This window comes from Labrys sp. Lb11, assembly GCF_057554225.1.
In genome coordinates this window covers 27717-45408 of sequence record NZ_BAAJOT010000009.1, presented here as the reverse complement: position 1 = coordinate 45408, position 17692 = coordinate 27717, and the positions used below count along the sequence as shown (strand labels likewise).

Annotated in this window: 17 protein-coding genes and 1 other RNA gene; 9 read left to right on the top strand and 9 right to left on the bottom strand. The window is 70.2% G+C overall.

Annotated elements, in window-relative coordinates:
- Positions 1–394: 394 nt before the first annotated feature.
- Together AC27L4_RS29050 and ssrA are read right to left on the bottom strand one after the other, a co-directional pair.
- Entirely contained in the window at positions 395–1015 is a 621-nt protein-coding gene (locus AC27L4_RS29050) for an SspB family protein (RefSeq protein WP_487146106.1), read from the bottom strand.
- Between the two features lie 40 nt (positions 1016–1055).
- Positions 1056–1411: a transfer-messenger RNA gene (ssrA, locus tag AC27L4_RS29045) on the bottom strand.
- Between the two features lie 141 nt (positions 1412–1552).
- Between ssrA and fumC the strand changes: the two genes are divergently transcribed.
- From fumC to AC27L4_RS29030, 3 genes are all read left to right on the top strand, one after another.
- Positions 1553–2947, top strand: a complete 1395-nt coding sequence (fumC, locus tag AC27L4_RS29040; RefSeq protein WP_487146105.1) for a class II fumarate hydratase — start codon at positions 1553–1555, stop codon at positions 2945–2947.
- Positions 2948–3063: 116 nt separating this feature from the next.
- A complete protein-coding gene (locus tag AC27L4_RS29035; RefSeq protein ID WP_487146104.1) occupies positions 3064–3264 on the top strand; it encodes a DUF4169 family protein in 201 nt (66 codons plus the stop codon).
- On the top strand, positions 3261–3476 hold the full coding sequence (locus AC27L4_RS29030; protein ID WP_487146103.1) for a ribbon-helix-helix domain-containing protein: 216 nt from the start codon (positions 3261–3263) through the stop codon (positions 3474–3476). The genes AC27L4_RS29035 and AC27L4_RS29030 overlap by 4 nt, the downstream gene beginning before the upstream one ends.
- A gap of 119 nt (positions 3477–3595) precedes the next feature.
- Here AC27L4_RS29030 and AC27L4_RS29025 read toward each other — a convergent pair whose 3' ends face one another.
- The gene (locus tag AC27L4_RS29025) at positions 3596–7372 is read right to left on the bottom strand and encodes an AsmA family protein (RefSeq protein WP_487146102.1); all 3777 of its coding nucleotides are present in this window, start codon (positions 7370–7372) and stop codon (positions 3596–3598) included.
- Between the two features lie 241 nt (positions 7373–7613).
- On the opposite strand from AC27L4_RS29025, the gene AC27L4_RS29020 reads away from it, so the two are divergent.
- Positions 7614–7883: a hypothetical protein gene (locus AC27L4_RS29020; RefSeq protein ID WP_487146101.1), complete on the top strand. Its 270-nt coding sequence runs from the start codon at positions 7614–7616 to the stop codon at positions 7881–7883.
- Here the strand turns inward: AC27L4_RS29020 and AC27L4_RS29015 are convergent.
- The gene (locus AC27L4_RS29015) at positions 7873–9285 is read right to left on the bottom strand and encodes an FAD-binding oxidoreductase (protein ID WP_487146100.1); all 1413 of its coding nucleotides are present in this window, start codon (positions 9283–9285) and stop codon (positions 7873–7875) included. The genes AC27L4_RS29020 and AC27L4_RS29015 overlap by 11 nt on opposite strands.
- Before the next feature lie 181 nt (positions 9286–9466).
- On the opposite strand from AC27L4_RS29015, the gene AC27L4_RS29010 reads away from it, so the two are divergent.
- A complete protein-coding gene (locus tag AC27L4_RS29010; protein ID WP_487146099.1) occupies positions 9467–9988 on the top strand; it encodes a thioesterase family protein in 522 nt (173 codons plus the stop codon).
- A 32-nt stretch (positions 9989–10020) separates the two neighbouring features.
- On the opposite strand, the gene AC27L4_RS29005 is transcribed toward AC27L4_RS29010, so the two are convergent.
- Together AC27L4_RS29005 and AC27L4_RS29000 are read right to left on the bottom strand one after the other, a co-directional pair.
- Positions 10021–10653: a LysE family translocator gene (locus AC27L4_RS29005; RefSeq protein ID WP_487146098.1), complete on the bottom strand. Its 633-nt coding sequence runs from the start codon at positions 10651–10653 to the stop codon at positions 10021–10023.
- A gap of 160 nt (positions 10654–10813) precedes the next feature.
- The gene (locus AC27L4_RS29000) at positions 10814–11071 is read right to left on the bottom strand and encodes a GlsB/YeaQ/YmgE family stress response membrane protein (protein WP_487146097.1); all 258 of its coding nucleotides are present in this window, start codon (positions 11069–11071) and stop codon (positions 10814–10816) included.
- Positions 11072–11274: 203 nt separating this feature from the next.
- On the opposite strand from AC27L4_RS29000, the gene AC27L4_RS28995 reads away from it, so the two are divergent.
- On the top strand, positions 11275–11757 hold the full coding sequence (locus tag AC27L4_RS28995) for a YidB family protein (RefSeq protein WP_487146096.1): 483 nt from the start codon (positions 11275–11277) through the stop codon (positions 11755–11757).
- Positions 11758–11798: 41 nt separating this feature from the next.
- On the opposite strand, the gene AC27L4_RS28990 is transcribed toward AC27L4_RS28995, so the two are convergent.
- Positions 11799–13352, bottom strand: coding sequence for an acetolactate synthase large subunit (locus tag AC27L4_RS28990; protein ID WP_487146095.1), 1554 nt, complete (start codon positions 13350–13352; stop codon positions 11799–11801).
- Between the two features lie 138 nt (positions 13353–13490).
- Here AC27L4_RS28990 and AC27L4_RS28985 point away from each other — a divergent pair, with 138 nt between their 5' ends.
- From AC27L4_RS28985 to AC27L4_RS28975, 3 genes are all read left to right on the top strand, one after another.
- Positions 13491–15866 (top strand): ATP-dependent helicase, encoded by a 2376-nt coding sequence (locus AC27L4_RS28985; protein ID WP_487146094.1) that lies wholly within the window; start codon positions 13491–13493, stop codon positions 15864–15866.
- 170 nt (positions 15867–16036) lie between these two features.
- On the top strand, positions 16037–16492 hold the full coding sequence (locus tag AC27L4_RS28980; RefSeq protein ID WP_487146093.1) for a hypothetical protein: 456 nt from the start codon (positions 16037–16039) through the stop codon (positions 16490–16492).
- 195 nt (positions 16493–16687) lie between these two features.
- Positions 16688–16927, top strand: a complete 240-nt coding sequence (locus AC27L4_RS28975) for a hypothetical protein (protein WP_487146092.1) — start codon at positions 16688–16690, stop codon at positions 16925–16927.
- Between the two features lie 64 nt (positions 16928–16991).
- On the opposite strand, the gene AC27L4_RS28970 is transcribed toward AC27L4_RS28975, so the two are convergent.
- Entirely contained in the window at positions 16992–17222 is a 231-nt protein-coding gene (locus AC27L4_RS28970) for a DUF6894 family protein (protein WP_487146091.1), read from the bottom strand.
- A 150-nt stretch (positions 17223–17372) separates the two neighbouring features.
- Positions 17373–17633: a hypothetical protein gene (locus AC27L4_RS28965; RefSeq protein WP_487146090.1), complete on the bottom strand. Its 261-nt coding sequence runs from the start codon at positions 17631–17633 to the stop codon at positions 17373–17375.
- Between the last annotated feature and the right edge of the window lie 59 nt (positions 17634–17692).

Below are 17692 nucleotides of genomic sequence, written 5' to 3'. Positions count from 1 at the left end.
CGGCCATCCACGCGGACACGAACGATGCCGAATCGGGTGTGTCCAACGGGATAGCCGCCGGTCCATCCAAGGCAGGTTCGAATTCGAACGCCTTCCGCGGCGACGGTGGCGGGCTGCATGCGCAAGCCGGACCGGGGGCCGGCAGGCCGCGCCTTCGACGGCCCTGCAAGTGCGCCGCGCGGGCCGGAGCCCGCGCCACATTCCATTCTCCCCGCTTTGCGGCCACGCGGAAACGCTTCCCGCGGGAGACCTTGCGCGCCTTGCCGGGTCGGTTCGCCGGATGACTGATATCAGCGGGACGACGCACGCTCCAGCGGCGAGGGCGCGCGAATCGCCGCCTCGGCCGGCTCCCCTCGGCGCCGCCTCCGGCCGGACCGGTCCGGGGCAGCCGGCGCTATTTCTTCTTCCGGAAGGTGTCGAGGCTGACGATCTTTTCGCCGGTGGCCTCCGCGGCGGGAGCCGCTTCCTCCTCGTCGGGGATCACCTTCAGCGGCTTGGTCGACTTCGCCTCGGCCTTGCCGCCCTTCTCGGCCTGCGGCGCGACGGCCGGCACGCTCCTGGCGCGGGTGCGGGCCACGGGTGCCTCGGCCGGCTCGGACGCAGCCCCGCGCGGAGCAGGCCGCGGCGCCTGGTCGGCGGCCGGCTCGTCGGAATCGTCGGTCGCCACCTCGAACTTCAGTCCGAAGGAGGCCGACGGATCGTAGAAGCCGCACACCGCCTCGAACGGCACCACCAGCTTCTCCGGCGCATTGCCGAAGGATAGGCCGACCTCGAAGCCGTAGTCGTTGACCGTGAGATCCCAGAACTGGTGCTGCAGGACGATGGTGATCTCCTCGGGATATTTTTCAGCCAGCCGCGTCGAGATCTTGACACCGGGAAACTGGGTCTTGAACGAGACGTAGAAATGATGCTCCCCCGGCAGCCCCTCACGGGCCGCATCGGCGAGCACGCGTTTCACCACACCGCGCAATGCATCCTGGGTCAGAAGATCGTAGCGGATGTGATCCGTCGTCATGGCCTGCTCGACATTTCGATGGGCCGCAGGCCCGGAATGAAGTGGAGGCTTCTGTTGCCAGGTGCCTCCGGACCCCGCCTTACGGTGCTACCCATAAGGACTTTGATTTCGGTCTAGTTACCGCTTACGCGGCAACCGCAACCGGAGCATAGTTGTCGTTGGCAACTATAAGTTAGGCCCGATAACGGCGGAACCATGCCGGGCAAAAGACCACCCTTTACACCCTCGTCGATCCTGTTTCGCCCCCGCCGCAACCCGCCGGAAAGGACGGGCTGTGGTGGAGGCGCCGGGTACTGCCCCCGGGTCCGATAGGCTTATTGCGGCGTTCGTTTATCGCCATAGCCGGCGCGAACCGGCACCGGGAATATAGCGATGGACGGGCGCAGAAAAAAGAGCGGATTTGCGATCGTCCCCGCTTCCCGGCGCCCCGCCCTCGCCTATGTGAAGGGAGGCGCCGATGCGGCGGCCCGGACGCCGCCGAGGCATGTCGCCATCTTCATGTCCGGTTCATCTTCAAACCGCCTGAATGGAAGCACCATGACCGCCACGCGCACCGAAACAGACAGCTTCGGACCGATCGCCGTTCCGGCCGACCGCTACTGGGGCGCGCAAACCCAACGCTCCCTGGTGAATTTCCGCATCGGCGGGGAGCGCATGCCGCGTCCGCTGGTGCATGCGCTCGGCCTGATCAAGCTGGCGGCGGCGCGGGCCAACCGGGCCCTCGGCGCGCTCGACCCGGCGCTGGCCGAGGCGATCGAGGCCGCGGCACGCGAAGTGGCCGACGGGCGGCTCGACGCGGAGTTCCCGCTGGTGGTCTGGCAGACCGGTTCGGGCACCCAGAGCAACATGAACGCCAACGAGGTGATCTCCAATCGCGCCATCGAGCTGCTCGGCGGCAAGCGCGGCTCGAAGACGCCCGTGCATCCCAATGATCACGTCAACCGCGGCCAGTCGTCCAACGACACATTCCCCACGGCCATGCACGTGGCCGCCGCGGTCGAGATCAGGCAGCGCCTCCTGCCGGCGCTCGTGGCGCTCCACGGCGCGCTCGACGCCAAGGCCAAGGCCTTCGAGCCCATCATCAAGATCGGCCGCACCCATCTGCAGGACGCCACGCCCCTCACCCTCGGCCAGGAATTCTCCGGCTATGCCGCCCAGGTCGAGGGCGGGCGGCGGCGAGTCGAGCGGGCGCTCGAGGAGCTCATGCCGCTGGCCCAGGGCGGCACGGCGGTCGGCACCGGTCTCAACACCAGGACGGGCTTTGCCGAGCGCATCGCCGCCGAGCTCGCCGAGCTGACCGGCCTGCCCTTCCGCACCGCCGCCAACAAGTTCGAGGCGCTGGCGACGCATGACGCGATCGTCGCCGCGCACGGCGCCCTCAACACACTGGCGGTCGGCCTGTTCAAGATCGCCAACGACATCCGCCTGCTCGGCTCGGGACCGCGCGCCGGCATCGGCGAACTGGTGCTGCCGGAGAACGAGCCGGGCTCCTCGATCATGCCCGGCAAGGTCAACCCGACCCAGTGCGAGGCGATGACCATGGTGTGTGTCCGCGTGTTCGGCAATCAGACGGCGGTCACGGTCGCGGGCAGCCAGGGGCATCTGGAGCTCAACGTCTACAAGCCGGTGATCGCCGACGCCCTGCTCCAGTCGATCCGGTTGCTCGCCGATGCCGCCGACAGCTTCCGGGAGCATTGCATCGAAGGCCTGGCGGCGGACAAGGCCCGCATCGGCGATCTGATGTCGCGCTCGCTGATGCTGGTGACCGCGCTGGCGCCGGTCGTGGGCTATGACGGCGCCGCCAAGATCGCCAAGGCCGCGCACCGCAACGGCACGACATTGCGCGAGGAGGCGCTGAAATCCGGCCTCGTCGACGGCGCCACCTTCGACGCCACGGTCGACGCCTCGCGCATGACGACCCCGGATGCCTAGGGATACACATCCAGGTTGCAGACGCGGGGGAACCAAGCTTAGGTGAGTGGCTGCGGCTAATCGATTCTACGTATCTGGTCTTAATTCCTACTCGGCGGAAATTGAGGTATGAAGGGATGGCCGACATCGTAAATCTTCGCAGCGCCCGCAAAGCAAAGGAACGCCAGGAGCGTGAAGCCCTCGCGGCCGGCAACAGAGCAAAATATGGGAGAACGCGCGCCGACCGGGACAAGACGGAAGCGGAGCAAACCCTCGCAAACAGACGCTTGGATGAACATCGTTTGAGCGATCGCCAAAATTCTGACGAGCCATTATGAAAAGCAAGGTTGTCAAGAGATCGATCGTCATCACCGGGCATAAGACCAGTGTCTCGCTCGAGGATGCTTTCTGGGAAGCGCTGAAAACGATCGCCGACGAGCAGGACAAGACGCTGTCAGACCTGGTCGCCGACATCGACGCCACGCGCCTGCAAGGCAACCTGTCTTCCGCCATCCGCCTGTTCGTGCTGGAGAACGTGCGTCGCCGCTGACGCCGCAGCATCCCCACGGCTCGTCGCCGGCGAGCCCGGCCGCCCGGACCATCATCCCGGGACCTCCCTCGCAAGTCGACGGGCCGTCGGATCGTTTCGCCGATCTTCGCGGCGGATCGTCAGAGCCGCTTGATCCGCGGCGCAGGCTTGACCTCTATCGGCGGCGGGAACTCCGGCACCAGCAGGGGCTCGGTCGTGCCCGCCGGCGGTCCGGCCCGGGTCGGCGGCACGGGGGCGGCCGGTTCGCCCGGCGGCGGCGGCAACGTCGCGCCCGGCGGCTGGCCAGGCGCCGGCGGCGCCGCGAGCGAGGGCAGCGTCGGCAGTTGCGGGGCCGGAGACGACGGGGTCGGCAGCGGCAAGGTCGGCGCCGGGCTCGGGTCCGGCGGAGGCGGCGGCGCCGGGCGGGGCGTTTCCGCCCCCTTCCTGTCGTCGATGGCTTTCTGGGCTTCGGCCGCCTTGCGAGCCTCCTCAGCCTTGCGGGCCTCCTCGGCCGCGCGCTGGGCATCGAGAATCTTCTGCATGCGGGCCGCCTCGGCGCGCCGGGCCTCTTCCAGCACCCTGTCGCGCGCCTGCTTCTCCGCTTCCAGGGCCTCCAGCTTCTTGGCTTCCTGCTCGGCCGCCCGCACCGTCAGCCATGCTGTCAGGGCGGAAACGTCGACCTGGCGCTGCATGGCATCGAGCGGCCCGCTCGCCGTCACCTGGATCGCCGGCGGCGGCCCGCCGAAGCCGTCGGCCGGCGCCGGCGGGGCCAGCAGCAGGTCCGTCTTCGCCGTCATCGTCGCCAGGTCGAGCGAACCCGCCAGCGACAGGCCGGCCGTCGCTGTCCGCGCCGTGGTGGTGGCGATGCGCACCACGCCGCCGGCCAGGCTGAGCGACGAGGCAATGTCGCCGGGCGTCAGCGGCGCCTGCGCCAGGGCCTGCTCGAACACCGGCCGCACCCGGCCGATCTCGGGCGGCACGCCGCCGTCGACGGCGGCGACGGTCGCGGCGAAGGCGTTTTCGGACAGGGCACCGAAGCGGGGCTGGCGCAGCGCCAGCGCGCCGCCGCCGGTGAGCGAAGCCACCAGGGCAGCGGGCGAGCGCCCCGTCCCCTGCATGTCGAGGCTGAAATCGAGGCGTCCCGATGCCTCTGGCGTGTCGAGCGCGGCCCCGGCCAGGGCCAGGTTGCCGGTCAGCGCCGCCTGCTGGGCGGTGCGCGAAAAGCGCAGCCGGCTTGTCAGCACGCCGCCGCCCAGCGCCGCCCTGAAGCCGTCGATGTCGACCGCCCCCCGCTCGAGCGTGACAACCGCCTTCGCGTCGCGGGCAGCCGGCAGCTTCGGCGAGAACCGCAGGGTGTCGGCCGTGACGGCAAGCTGGCCGACCACGCCGTCCAGCACCCCGGCCCCGAACGGGGAGTCCGGCCAGGCCGAGCCGGCCGAGGGGGCGCCGAGCAGGTCGCTGCCGGTGACCAGCGCCCCAAGCTGCAGGGCGTCGACGGTCTGCAGGTTCAGCCGCCCGTCGACCGTCGCCGGCGAGCCGGGCGTGATCGCAACCGCCCCTGTCACCGGCACGCCGAACATCGCGCCGGTGAGGTCGTCGAGGACGAGGCGGCCCTTGCTGGCCCGGAAACCTGTGTCGAGCTCGGCGAAGTCGCCGGGCAGGACGCCCGGCAGGGCGACGCCGAAGAGCTGCGCCGGCGTCAGCACGTCGCTCGAGCGCAGCGACAGCCGACCGTCGACCGACGGTTCCTCGAGCAGCCCGGTCGCCTTGCCGCTGCCCCTCAGCTCGACGCCGACACCGTCGAACGAGGCGCTCCAGCGGCCGGGGCCTTCGATCGGCCCGGTCAGCGTCGCCTGGAAGGTGGTGCGGCCGGGGATCTTGAGCGGCAGGGGCGAGAGGCCGATCTGGCGCAGCAGCGCCACCGCATCGAGGCTGTCGGCCCGCAGCCGCACATCGACGTCCGGCCGGGCGGCGTCGCCCGTCAGGTCGGCGGAGAATTGCGTCACCGTGCCGCCGAGCTTGCCGTCGAGCGTCACCCGGCGGGTGGCGCCGAAGGCGACGACGATGTCGGCCCGCGTCGGCGACAGCAGCGGTGCCCGCTCGGCGAAGGCGGCACGGACCGCCGGCGGCAGCGGGCTGCGGCCGAGCGCCGTCGCCAGGCCGGTCAGGTCGCTGCCGTCGACCGAGACGCGGATCTCGCCCTGCGGCGCGGCCCCGATATTGTCGATACGGCCATTGGCCTGCAGGCTGGTGCCGCCGAGGTCGTCGACGACCACGTCCTCCAGCACCACCAGCTTGCCGCCGACCTTGATGCGTCCGCTGGCGCGGCGGGCTTCGATGCCGGCGAAGGCCAGGGATTCCAGCGCCAGCGTCACGTCGACCTCGGAAAAGGTCGAGCTCGTCCCCGGCAGCAGCGCCGCGGCCGAAGGCAGCAGGTCGAGGTCGAGGCGCTTGGCCGTGAGATCCGCCTCCACCCGCCCGGCGTCGCTGTCCGGCGCCAGCCGGGCCCAGAGCAGCCGGCCCTGCACGCTGGCATCGTCGATGGCGAGCTTGAGCTTGGACAGCGACACCGAGTCGCCGTCGGCCGCGACTGCCGCGTCGAGGGTGAGGCGCCGCGCCGCGTTCGGCGCGGTGATGCGCTCGATGCCTTGCGCCCACGCCAGCAGGCTGGAGGCCTGGCGCGCGCGCAGCGACACCGTGCCGGCGAAGCGCCCCTCGCCGTCGGAGGTGTCCACATTGCCGGCGAGCGTCAGGGCGCCCTGCCCCGGCAGGCCCGCCTCAAGCCGGGTCACGGTCCAGGCCTGGCCGTCGGAGCGCAGATCCGCCCGCACGGTCTGCAGGAGCTGGCCGCCGAGCATCACGCCCTGGGCCTGGACGCCGACCCGGCTCGGCACGCTCGGCAGCGCGACGGCGGGCAGCGCCTCCCGCAGCCGAGCCAGCGCCGCCAGCGGAGCGATGCGGCGATCCGGGGTGGCGCCGGCGAAGCGGTCGAGGTCGATCTGCGTCGTCGTCAGCGTCGCATCGAGGCGCTCCCCCTTGCCGATGGCCATGGCGGCGCTGCCGGCGAAGCGAAGCGAGCGCTCGTCCGGCCCGATCTGGATGGCGACACGGTCGGCCGCCAGGGCCGAGGGCGTCAGCATCATATGCCCGGCCACCGTCCAGGGCTCCTCGGGCGGAGCCTTGTCGCCGTGGGTGTTGACGGAGAGGCGGGCCAGCGTTCCCGTGCCGTCGAACAGGGGCTGCCCGTCCTCGATCCGCACGGCGCCGTCGAAATCCATGGTCATCGGCCGGTCCGCCGGCACCACGGTCGCCTTCACGGTCAGGCCTTTGTCGCCGAGCATGCCGGTGGCGATCTTCAGCGTGTGCGCGACGCCGCCGATCTGCAGTCCGCCCTCGGCCTTGAACGGGCCGGCGAGCGAGCGCGCTTCGCCCACAAGGCGCAACCCTTCCATCAGGATGTCCCGGCCCGCCTTCGCGTCGATGAAGCGGATCGAGCCGTCCCGCACCTCGAAACTGTCGATCGAAGCCCCCATGGCCGGCAGGCGGGCCAGGGGCTGCACCATCCCGTCCTCGCCGGTGCGGATGGTCAGCTTCGGCGCGGTCAGCACCAGGTTGGTTAGCTCCACGTCGCCGCGCATCAGCGCGGTCAGGCTGAGGTCGCCGTCGACCCCCTCGACGGCGAGCTGGGTCTGCCCGCCCGGATCGCCGATCGTGACGCCATGCAGCGAAAGCCAGGGCTGCGGCAGGATATGCGCTTCCACCGCGCCTGCGATCGACACCGGCACGCCGAGATGATCGGTCAGCCGCTCGGCGATCGTGCCGCGCCAATTGTTCCAATCGACATAAAGCGGCGCGGCAAACAGTGCCGCAAACGCGACGATCAGCAAAAAACCGATGACGGTGAGCGCCTCGCGCACGCCGAGATTCCCTGTTGGTCAATGGGGGTCGACATGACCCTATCGAGGCGGCCGGGTCAAACGCCGATGCGCGATTTTCACGATGGCGCCCGGCGATCACGTCGCCCGGGAAGCGTCAAAAAATTTTCGCGAGTCGCCGCTACTGGCAGGGAACATCAGGGAACGCCCAGCGTTTCACGTCTGCCCCATCTTCATGGCCGGTGCAATCATGTCACGTCCTACTCCTGGAGTCGTGCTTGTGATGGCGGCTGTCGCCGGCGCGGGCCTGGCGGCGGCAGCGCTTGCCGGAACGGCCAGGCAGCCGCAGTCGGTGCCGACGCGCCTGGCAGCCGCCGACGCCCTGGTCCTGCATTCCATCGAAGGCGGCGTGCAGGCGAGCGGCTACATCGACGGACGGCCGGTGCCGTCCGGCCTGCAATTGCCGATCGTCATCCGCTGGCAGCCGCGCGACCAGGCGGTCCCGCCGGCCAAGCGCACGCGGACCGAAGCCTCGCTGATCCTCATGCCCTGACGATCTTGCCGGGATTCATGATGCCGTCGGGGTCGATGGCGCGCTTGATCGTGCGCATCAGGTCGAGCGCCGGCGCGCCGTGCTCCTCCAGGAGATATTTCATCTTCGCCTGGCCGACGCCGTGCTCGCCGGTGCAGGTGCCGTCCATGGCGATGGCCCGGTGCACCAGCCGCTCCAGGAAACCGCGGCAGGCATCGACCTCGCCGGGGTCGCTCATGTCGATCAGCGGCTGCACATGGAAGTTGCCGTCGCCGACATGACCGACGATCGGCGCGACGAGCCCGGTCTCGGCGATGTCGCGGCTGGTCTCCTCGACGCATTCTGCGAGGCGCGAGATCGGCACGCAGACATCGGTGGTGACGCTGCGCGCGCCCGGCCGCAGCGCCGCCACCGACCAATAGGCGTTGTGGCGCGCCGTCCACAGCCGCGTGCGGTCCTCCGCCCTGGTCGCCCATTCGAAGGGCCCGCCCTGGAACTCGGCGGTGATCTCGCCGAAGCGCCCGGCCTGCTCGGCGACACCGGCGTCCGTGCCGTGGAACTCCAGGAACAGCATCGGCGTCTCGGGCAGGCTGAGCTTGGAATAGGCGTTGCAGGCCCGCACCATCAACGGATCCAGCAGCTCGATCCGCGCCACCGGCAGGCCGGACTGGATGGTCAGGATCACCGCGTCGCACGCCGCCTTGATCGAGGGGAAGGGGCAGATGCCGGCGCCGACGGCCTCCGGGATGCCGTGCAGCCTCAGCGTCAGCTCGGTGATCACCCCGAGCGTGCCCTCGGCCCCGACCAGAAGGCGGGTCAGGTCGTAGCCCGACGAGCTCTTGCGGGCGCGCCGCGCCGTCCTGACGATCTCGCCGTTCGGCAGCACCGCCGTCAAAGACAGGACATTGTCCTTCATCGTGCCGTAGCGCACCGCATTGGTACCGGAGGCGCGCGTCGAGGCCATGCCTCCGAGCGACGCGTCGGCGCCCGGGTCGATCGGGAAGAACAGGCCTGTGTCGCGCAGGTGCTCGTTGAGCGCCTTGCGCGTCACCCCCGCCTGCACCACCGCGTCGAGGTCCTCGCCGTGCACGGCCAGGATCGAGGTCATCATCGACGTGTCGATCGACACGCCCCCGTAAGGGGCGTTGACGTGGCCTTCGAACGAGGTGCCGGTGCCGAACGGGATGACCGGCACGCGATGGGCGGCGCAGGCCTTGACGATCTCGGCCACTTCCTCGGTCGACAGGGGATAGGCGACCGCGTCCGGCGGCTCCGGCTCGACCCAGGTCAGGGTGTTGGCGTGCTGCACCCGCACCGCCTCGGAGACCACCATGCGGTTGCCGAGGCGCGGGGCGAGCGCGGCCAGCACCCTCTCGACATCGGCCGTCGCGACGCGTTGACGATGATCGGGGTCCTGGGCCATGGCACGCTTTTACCGCTTGAGGTCGGAGAATCTTCGCCTACACTGTGGGTCGCGGATGGTTTCGGCAAGCTCCGATCGTCGTCGACGGCCTCGAAGAAGGCCCGCGGCGGCATCGTCGACAGCCGACCGACATCCGCCCCTGCGAAATGCCAGTGCCCGATGCGCTGCGGGAGACCTGTCGATGTCCGACGCCAGCCCGATGCCGGCGCTGTTCTTCGCACCGTTCGTATCCTCGACGATGCGGATCGAGCCGCATTGGATCGACTATAACGGCCATCTCAACATGGCCTATTACCACGTGCTGTTCGACAATGCGCTCGGCGAGGCGACGGCCCTCGTCGGCCTGACCGAGGATTATGTGCGCGAGCGCAGGCTGTCCTTCTTCACCGGCGAGGCCCATGTCGTGTACCGGCGCGAGTTGCGCCTGGAGGACCCTGTCCGCGTGCGGGTGCATCTGCTCGGCTACGACCGCAAGCGCCTGCACGTCCATGAGGAGCTGTGCCACGCGACCGAGGGCTGGGTCTCGGCGACCTGCGAGGTGCTTTCGCTGCATGTCGACCTGGACGCCCGCAAGGTGACGCCCTTCCCGGACGATATCCTGTCCCGGCTCGAGCAGATGCGGGCGGCGCATGAGCGGCTGCCCCGGCCCGACGGGGCCGGGCGCGCGATCCGCATGCCGGACAGGGCCGCCGCCTTCGCCTGAGCCCGGCGGCCGCCGACACGCGCGTCCGAACGTCAGGCGCGCGAGGCCAGCCCGCGCACGCCCTCGATCAGCGATTTCGCCCCGAAGCCGACGAACACCACGCCGACGACGCGCGTCACCCAGATGCCGTAGCGGGAGAAGAAGCGGCGCATCGGCTCGAGGCCGATCCAGACATAAAGGATGAGGTCGGCGGCGACGAAGCCGAGGAAAGCGGCAGCGATCAGCCAGGGCGTCGCCGCCAGGGTGATCCGGTCGCCATAGGGCGCCACCAGGGCGCCGAAGGTGGCCAGCGCCACCGGGTAGGATTTCGGGTTGGTCAGGCCGAACAGGACGCCGTTCGCCAGCGGCCGCTCGGCGCCGATCACCGCCGCCCGGCCCTTGGCACGGGCGAGGACGGCCCGCGCGCCCAGATAGATCAGGTAGACGCCGCAGGCCATGCCGAGCAGGTCGAACAGCGTCGGCCCGATCTGGCTCACGCCGACGATGGCCGCCAGCGCCAGCATCGACCAGCCGACATCGCCCACGAGGTGGCCGATCATGAACCAGCCGCCGGCCCGCCGCCCCTTGGCCGCGCCGAGCGTGAACAGGGCCAGGAAAGCCGGCCCGGGCGAGATCGTATAGATGAAGCCCGCCAGGAAGGTCGCGGCGAACAGGGGGAAATCCATCGGGGAGCTCGAACGGCGGGAACCGCCATCGCGGCGGCCGCAGCATCATGCGCCGCCCCTCGATGCGCCGCAAGCCGCCGTTCATCCCGCCGGCGCCCCACGGCCGCAGGTCCGGATGCCCTCGAGTTCCCCCTTCGGAGGCGCGAGGCCGTCGGCAGGGTCAGAGCGAGCGCCGGCCCGTCACCGCGTGGTAGACGAACAGGACGATCACGGCTCCGACCACGGACACGACGATGCTGGTGAGGTTCACGCCGCTCACGCCCGGGCCGCCGAGGCCGCTGACGACCAGCCCGCCGACCACCGCCCCGACGATGCCCAGGGCGATGTCCATCAGGAGCCCCTGCCCGCTCTTGTTGACGATCTTGCTGCCGATGAAGCCTGCGATCAGGCCGAGAATGAGCCAGGAGACGATACCCATGGTACGATAGTCCTCCAAAAAAGAAACGTCGTGCCGGTATTCTCCCGCCGAGAGCGGGGGTGTTCATCGTTGTGGCATTGTTTCGACATAGGCAAGCGCGAATATTCGCCGGTCGACGATCGGGGAAGACTTGCCGCGTCCCGATCCCGGTTCCAATGTGAGAGGCAGACGGCACTGCCGTCACGCTAGCGAAGGAGGACCCCGTGGGACTTTTCGACGACGCACTCAAGAACGCCGTGCCTGACGGCAATATCGCCAAGCCGCTGATCATCGCCGCCGGCGCCCTGATCCTCGGCAAGATGCTGAGCGGCCGCGGTTCCTCGGACGACGCCGGCGCACCCCAGCAGACCGCGCCGCAGGCTCCCGCCCCCGCCCCGCCCCAGGCGCCGGCCTCCGGCGACGACGATGGCGGCCTGCTCGGGGGACTCGGCGGCCTGCTCGGCAAGCTGCAGCAGGGTGGCCTCGGCGACGCGGCCAATTCGTGGGTCGGCACCGGCCAGAACCACCCGGTCCAGCCCGGCCAGCTCGGCCAGGCCCTGGGCCAGAACACCATCAGCGACCTCGCCAGGCAGGCCGGCATCAGCGAACAGGACCTGCTCAACGGCCTTTCCCAGGTGCTGCCGGGCCTGATCGACAAGCTGACGCCGAACGGGCGCGTGCCCACCCGTTCCGAGCTCGGCCTCTGAGGGTTCCTCGCCCGGCGGGCCGCGTCCGCCGGGCTTCGGGCTCAGATGACGGCTTCGATCAAGAACGGCCCGCGCTGCCGCAACGCGTGGTCCATAAGGTCGGCGAAGGCCGCGCAGGTCGTCGCCCGCGCCGCTTCGACGCCGAAGCCCCGCGCCAGCGCGACCCAGTCCGTCGCCGGATTGTCCAGATTGAGCATGCGCTCGGCGTTGCGGCCGAAATGGCTGACGCCCACCGCCCGCATCTCGCCGTGCAGGATGGCGTAGGCCCGGTTGGCGAATACGATCGTCACCACGTCGAGGGCCTCTCGCGCCTGGGTCCACAGGCCCTGCACGGTGTAGAGCCCGCTGCCGTCGGCCTGCAGCGCCACGACCTTGCGCCCCGGACAGGCGACGGCCGCGCCGGTGGCGAGCGGAATGCCGATGCCGATCGCTCCGCCGGTGTTCATGAGATAGTCGTGCGGCGGGGCCGCCTGCGACAGGGCGAAGAAGCGCCGGGCCGAGGTCAGTGCCTCGTCGCAGACGATGGCCTGCTCCGGCAGCTTCTGCGCGACGATGACGGCGACCGCATCCTCGGTGAGGTCGCCCTGCGGCATCCCCTGCTCGTGCGGGAGCGGCGTCGGCGCGGCCGGCAGCCCGGCCCCGGGCCCGAGCGCCTCGGCCAGCGCCGCCAGGGCGCCGGCGGCGTCCTCGCCGGGAGCAGCCAGGGTGATCACCTCGCAGCCCTCGGGCACCAGCCCGCTCGGCTTGCCGGGATAGGCGAAGAAGGCGACCGGGGCCGGCGCCTGCACGAGGACCAGCACGTCGAGGTCGCGCAGGGCGGCCAGGGCCATGTCGATGGGATAGGGCGTGCGCATCACCGCCGGACGGCCTCGCCCGCGCTCCAGCCGGGAGACCAGCACCTCGCCATGCAGCTTCACCCCGTGCCGGTCGGCGATCCGTCCGGCCAGCGCCAGCGCTTCGCCCTGCCCGGACGTGCCGCCGAGCAGTAGCCCGGCCCGGCCCGGCGCGGCGCGGATCGCCGCCGCGACACGGCGGATCGTCTCGGCCGCCGCGGCCGTCGGCGCGGGCGGCGACGCCGGCACGGCGCCGCCCGCCACCGCCGCGCTCCAGGCGGCGTCGGCCGGCAGGATCAGCGTGGCGATGCCCGGCAGCGTCACCGCCGCGGCATGGGCGGCGCGGGCCGCCGGCCCGACATCGTCCGGCCCGGCGATCCGGCGCACCCAATGCGAGACCGGCCTGGCGAAGCTCTCGATGTCGCTGGTCAGCGGCGCATCGAACGGCAGGTGGTAGCCGGCATGGTCGCCCACGACGTTGATCATCGGCGTGCGGGCGCGCCGGGCGTTGTGCAGGTTGGCCAGGCCGTTGGCGAGGCCCGGGCCGGTGTGCAGCAGCGTCGCCGCCGGCCGCCCGGCCATGCGGCCATAGCCGTCGGCGGCGCCCGTGACCACCCCCTCGGCGACGCCGAGGATGCAGCGCATCTCAGGCTTGCGGTCGAGGGCGGCGACGAAATGCATCTCGGAGGTGCCTGGATTGGCGAAGCAGACATCGACCCCCTGGGCCAGCAGCGCATCGCACAGTTGATCGGCTCCGTTCATGGCGTCCAATGCTCCCTCTTCCCGCCGGCAGCCCGGCCGCGCATATCAACATGAATCTGCGGCGCATCAATCCCGCCGGCGCGGGCTGCGGCGCTGGCAATCTCGACGCCGGACCCTATCTGTTCCATGGTCCGCCGAATGGAATCAGCAAGACAGCCGCGCGTGTCCGACGCTCACGACCCGACCTCCCCCCCTCAGCCCGCGCCCGGCGGCATCGCCGCGCGCGCGCGGGCGCTGGCGGCGCCGACGCCCTATCTCGCCGGCCTGAACCCGGAGCAGCGCGCCGCCGTCGAGACGCTGGACGGCCCCGTGCTGGTGCTGGCCGGCGCCGGCACCGGCAAGACACGCGTGCTGACCACCCGCATCGCCCATATCCTGGCCACCGGCCGCGCCTCGCCGCACCAGATCCTGGCCGTCACCTTCACCAACAAGGCGGCGCGCGAGATGCGCCAGCGCATCGGCATGCTGATCGGCCAGAGCGTCGAGGGCATGCCCTGGCTCGGCACATTCCACGCCATCGGCGTCAAGATCCTGCGGCGCCACGCCGAGCTTGCCGGCCTCAAGTCGAACTTCACCATCCTCGACACCGACGACCAGGTCCGGCTGATGAAGCAGGTGATCGAGGCCGCGGACATCGACGAGAAGCGCTGGCCGGCCCGGCAGCTGGCGCAATGGATCGACGGCTGGAAGAATCGCGGCCTGACGCCGCCGCAGGTGCCGGCCGGCGAGGCCGCCGCCTTCGCGGGCGGGCGCGGCGGGACGCTCTACGCCGCCTATCAGGAACGGTTGAAGACACTGAACGCCGTGGATTTCGGCGATCTCCTGCTGGAGGCCATCCGGCTGTTCCGCGAGCATCCCGGCGTGCTGGCCGAGTATCACCGGCGCTTCCGCTTCATGCTGGTGGACGAGTACCAGGACACCAACACGGCGCAATATCTGTGGCTGCGCCTGCTGGCGCAGACGCCGCCCGGCGAGAAGCCGAACCTGTGCTGCGTCGGCGACGACGACCAGTCGATCTATGGCTGGCGCGGCGCCGAGGTCGACAACATCCTGCGCTTCGAGAAGGATTTTCCCGGCGCGGCCGTGATCCGCCTCGAGCGCAACTACCGCTCCACCGGCCATATCCTCGGCGCCGCCGCCCATCTCATCGCCCACAATGAGGGACGGCTGGGCAAGACCCTGTTCACCGACGACGAGGCCGGCGAACGCGTCACCGTCTCCGGCGCCTGGGATTCGGGCGAGGAGGCACGGGCGATCGGCGACGAGATCGAGGCGCTTCAGCGCCAGGGCCAGCCGCTCGACGAGATCGCCATCCTGGTGCGCGCCTCCTTCCAGATGCGCGAGTTCGAGGACCGCTTCGTCACGCTCGGCCTGCCCTACCGCGTCATCGGCGGCCCGCGCTTCTACGAGCGCGCCGAGATCCGCGACGCCCTGGCCTATTTCCGCGCCACGCTGCAGCCGGCCGACGACCTCGCCTTCGAGCGCATCGTCAACGTGCCCAAGCGCGGCCTCGGCGACGCCACCGTCCAGCTGCTGCACGATTACGGCCGCCGGAACGGCGTGCCGCTGATGCAGGCCGCCCGCGTGCTGTCGGAGACCGAGGAGCTCAAGCCCAAGCCGCGCCACACCCTGCAGGGCCTGATGGCGGCCTTCGCGCGCTGGGCCGGCCAGGTCGACGCCATGCCGCACCAGGAACTGGCGGAGCTGATCCTGGAAGAGAGCGGCTACACCGAGATGTGGCAGAAGGATCGTTCCGCCGAGGCCGCCGGCCGCCTCGAGAACCTCAAGGAGCTCGTCCGCTCGATGGAGGGCTTCGAGAACATGGCCGGCTTCCTCGAGCACATCTCCCTGGTGATGGACACCGCCGAGGGCGACAGCGAGCAGAAGGTCTCGATCATGACCCTCCATGCCGCCAAGGGGCTGGAATTCGAGACCGTGTTCCTGCCCGGCTGGGAGGAGGCCCTGTTCCCGCATCCGCGCTCGCTCGACGAGAACGGCCGCGCCGGGCTGGAGGAGGAACGGCGGCTTGCCTATGTCGGCCTGACCCGGGCACGCCGGCGCGCCAAGGTCTGGTTCGCCTCCAACCGCCGCATCCACGGCCTGTGGCAGTCGACCATCCCCTCCCGCTTCGTCGACGAGCTGCCGGAAAAGCACGTCGATGTGGTGCAGGCGGCGCCGGCCTATGGATCGAGCGGCCTGGGCATGAGCCGCTTCGACCGGGCCCAGCCTTTCGCCGGCTCCAGCTATGCGACGCCGGGCTGGCAGCGGGCCCAGGCCAACATGGCCGCCGGCTTCAAGGCGACCGCGGGTCCACGCCGCGAGTCCCTGACGATCGAGGGCGAGCTGGTGGCGAAGTCGACCGGCGTCGCCTCGAGCTTCAAGGTCGGCGACCGGGTGTTCCACCTCAAGTTCGGCAATGGCGATGTCGCCGAGGTGGACGGCAACAAGCTGACGGTGGACTTCGACAAGGCGGGCCGCAAGCGGGTGGTCGACAGCTTCCTCGAGCCGGCGTAAGCGGATACCGCAAGGTTCGCCCTTTGCAATCGGCTGTCGCGAGGGCCGACCCGCAAAGATGAACGGCGGATGAACGGCCGATGCATCGGTCATTCAGCGCCGTTTCCATATATTCGCCTTCGTCAGGCTGCACACTCGCAGTGTGTGTCGAGCCAGGATGGAGGCTTGAGATGTTCGGCAAACTTGCATCGGTCTTGATTGCGAGCCTTGCCATCGGTAGCGCCGTGGTAACCACCACCGTCCCGGCCGAGGCAAGGTCCGGATACGAAATTCGACGCCCCGGCGGCTGGGGCGGTGGCGGCTGGGGCGGCCGCGGCTGGCATGGCGGCGGCTGGAACAACGGCTATCGCATGCGCTACGGCTGGAATGGCGGCGGCTGGCGCCATGGCGGCTGGGGCTATGGAGGCTGGGGCTATCGCGGCGGCTACGGCTGGGGCGGCGCTGCCGCGGCCGGCATCGTCGGCGGCGCGATCCTGGGCTCCGCCCTGGCGGCTCCCGGCTATTACGGTTACGGCGGGCCCTACTACGCCGAGCCCTATTATGCGGAGCCGGCCTGCTATTGGCGCCGCGAGCGCGTCTTCGACGGCTATTATTGGCGCTGGCGCCGCGTGGAAGTCTGCAACTGAGGCGAGCGAAGCGCTCGGCGTCGTTGCAGGGAAGCCGGCCCGTTAGGGCCGGCTTTTGCATGAGACGACTCTGGGTGCCCCCTTGGTTGAGGCCGGCCTGGGCCTAACGTCGCGGTCCGCCGCCGACCGCCCCCGGGTGAGGCCCCTCGTCGCACCATCTGCTCCGGAGAAACGGAAATTCATTCATCCGTCACCATGACCGTGCATATTTTCCGGATGTGGGATGCCGCCATGGAAGGCCGGATCATGGATGAACGACAGGTCGCCGCCACCCTGACCGCCGCCGTGTTCGCCAGGAGCGAACTCACGCCCGGGCGCGACCCGGTGCAGGTCGTCTCGCAGATCTACCGCCGCGTGCTGCGCAGCGTGCGGAAGGTCAACCAGAAGGAGTCTGCAGGAGACGCACAGGCACCGGGCGCCGCGGCGAAAGCCTGAGCGTCTGGTGCGGCGGTACTCCGACGCCGTCGCGGAAAGTCGCTGGATAGGGGGTCGGCGGGGATCAGTGCCGCAGCATGCCGAGCGGCAGGGTGAACACCAAGTCCCCCTCCTCGTCGGTGCACTCGAAGGCGTTCCTGTCGAGATCGACCCCGGCTGCGGCCGCATCGGTCAACAGCGAGCGAGCTGCCTCCACTCCTTCGTTCCAGGCTTCCGCCGCATCGCGGGCCTCGTAGCCTTCGGCGTCGAGAGTCAAGCCGCCGTGCTGGCGCAGGTGGAAATAGTATCGTGACATCGGCTGCTCATCCCCCCGCTCTTGGACGTTGCAGCGACCTCAACGCGAGCGAATCCCGATTTGTTCCCGCCGTAGGAGCTTGACGTGCGAGGCCGGAAGCAGTGCTGCCGCACACGGCCGCCAAGTCCCGGCTTCGGTCGAATCGGACGCCTAGGAGGCGAGATGGCTGCTTTTGGCCGCCCGCAGGGCCGCGGCAAAATAGATGCAATCGCGAAGGAGGGCCTTCTCGCCCTGCGGCGCCGGCTTGGCGGCGGCGAGCCCGGGCTCGCTCGAGCGGCGCGCCAGACGCCGCGCGACCAGTTGCAGCATGCCGCGCAGTTCGACGGCATCGACGCCGTCCGCCTCCATCAGCGAGACGGTCAGCGGATCGGTCAGGAGTTCTTCGATCGTCGGTTCACGATGCCGTGTCATGCTGCTGTCTCCTTCCTCGGCCGCTCGCCCTTCCGGGCGCCTTCCATGAGTCACCCTTC

Coding starts and splice junctions, on each gene's coding strand:
- AC27L4_RS29010 (WP_487146099.1), top strand. CDS start 9,467: ATGTCCGACGCCAGCCCGATGCCGGCGCTGTTCTTCGCACCGTTCGTA.
- AC27L4_RS28985 (WP_487146094.1), top strand. CDS start 13,491: ATGGAATCAGCAAGACAGCCGCGCGTGTCCGACGCTCACGACCCGACC.
- AC27L4_RS28980 (WP_487146093.1), top strand. CDS start 16,037: ATGTTCGGCAAACTTGCATCGGTCTTGATTGCGAGCCTTGCCATCGGT.
- AC27L4_RS28990 (WP_487146095.1), bottom strand. CDS start 13,352: ATGAACGGAGCCGATCAACTGTGCGATGCGCTGCTGGCCCAGGGGGTC.
- AC27L4_RS29015 (WP_487146100.1), bottom strand. CDS start 9,285: ATGGCCCAGGACCCCGATCATCGTCAACGCGTCGCGACGGCCGATGTC.
- AC27L4_RS28975 (WP_487146092.1), top strand. CDS start 16,688: ATGACCGTGCATATTTTCCGGATGTGGGATGCCGCCATGGAAGGCCGG.
- AC27L4_RS29030 (WP_487146103.1), top strand. CDS start 3,261: ATGAAAAGCAAGGTTGTCAAGAGATCGATCGTCATCACCGGGCATAAG.
- AC27L4_RS29050 (WP_487146106.1), bottom strand. CDS start 1,015: ATGACGACGGATCACATCCGCTACGATCTTCTGACCCAGGATGCATTG.
- AC27L4_RS29005 (WP_487146098.1), bottom strand. CDS start 10,653: ATGGATTTCCCCCTGTTCGCCGCGACCTTCCTGGCGGGCTTCATCTAT.
- AC27L4_RS28965 (WP_487146090.1), bottom strand. CDS start 17,633: ATGACACGGCATCGTGAACCGACGATCGAAGAACTCCTGACCGATCCG.
- AC27L4_RS29035 (WP_487146104.1), top strand. CDS start 3,064: ATGGCCGACATCGTAAATCTTCGCAGCGCCCGCAAAGCAAAGGAACGC.
- AC27L4_RS28970 (WP_487146091.1), bottom strand. CDS start 17,222: ATGTCACGATACTATTTCCACCTGCGCCAGCACGGCGGCTTGACTCTC.
- AC27L4_RS29020 (WP_487146101.1), top strand. CDS start 7,614: ATGGCGGCTGTCGCCGGCGCGGGCCTGGCGGCGGCAGCGCTTGCCGGA.
- fumC (WP_487146105.1), top strand. CDS start 1,553: ATGACCGCCACGCGCACCGAAACAGACAGCTTCGGACCGATCGCCGTT.
- AC27L4_RS29000 (WP_487146097.1), bottom strand. CDS start 11,071: ATGGGTATCGTCTCCTGGCTCATTCTCGGCCTGATCGCAGGCTTCATC.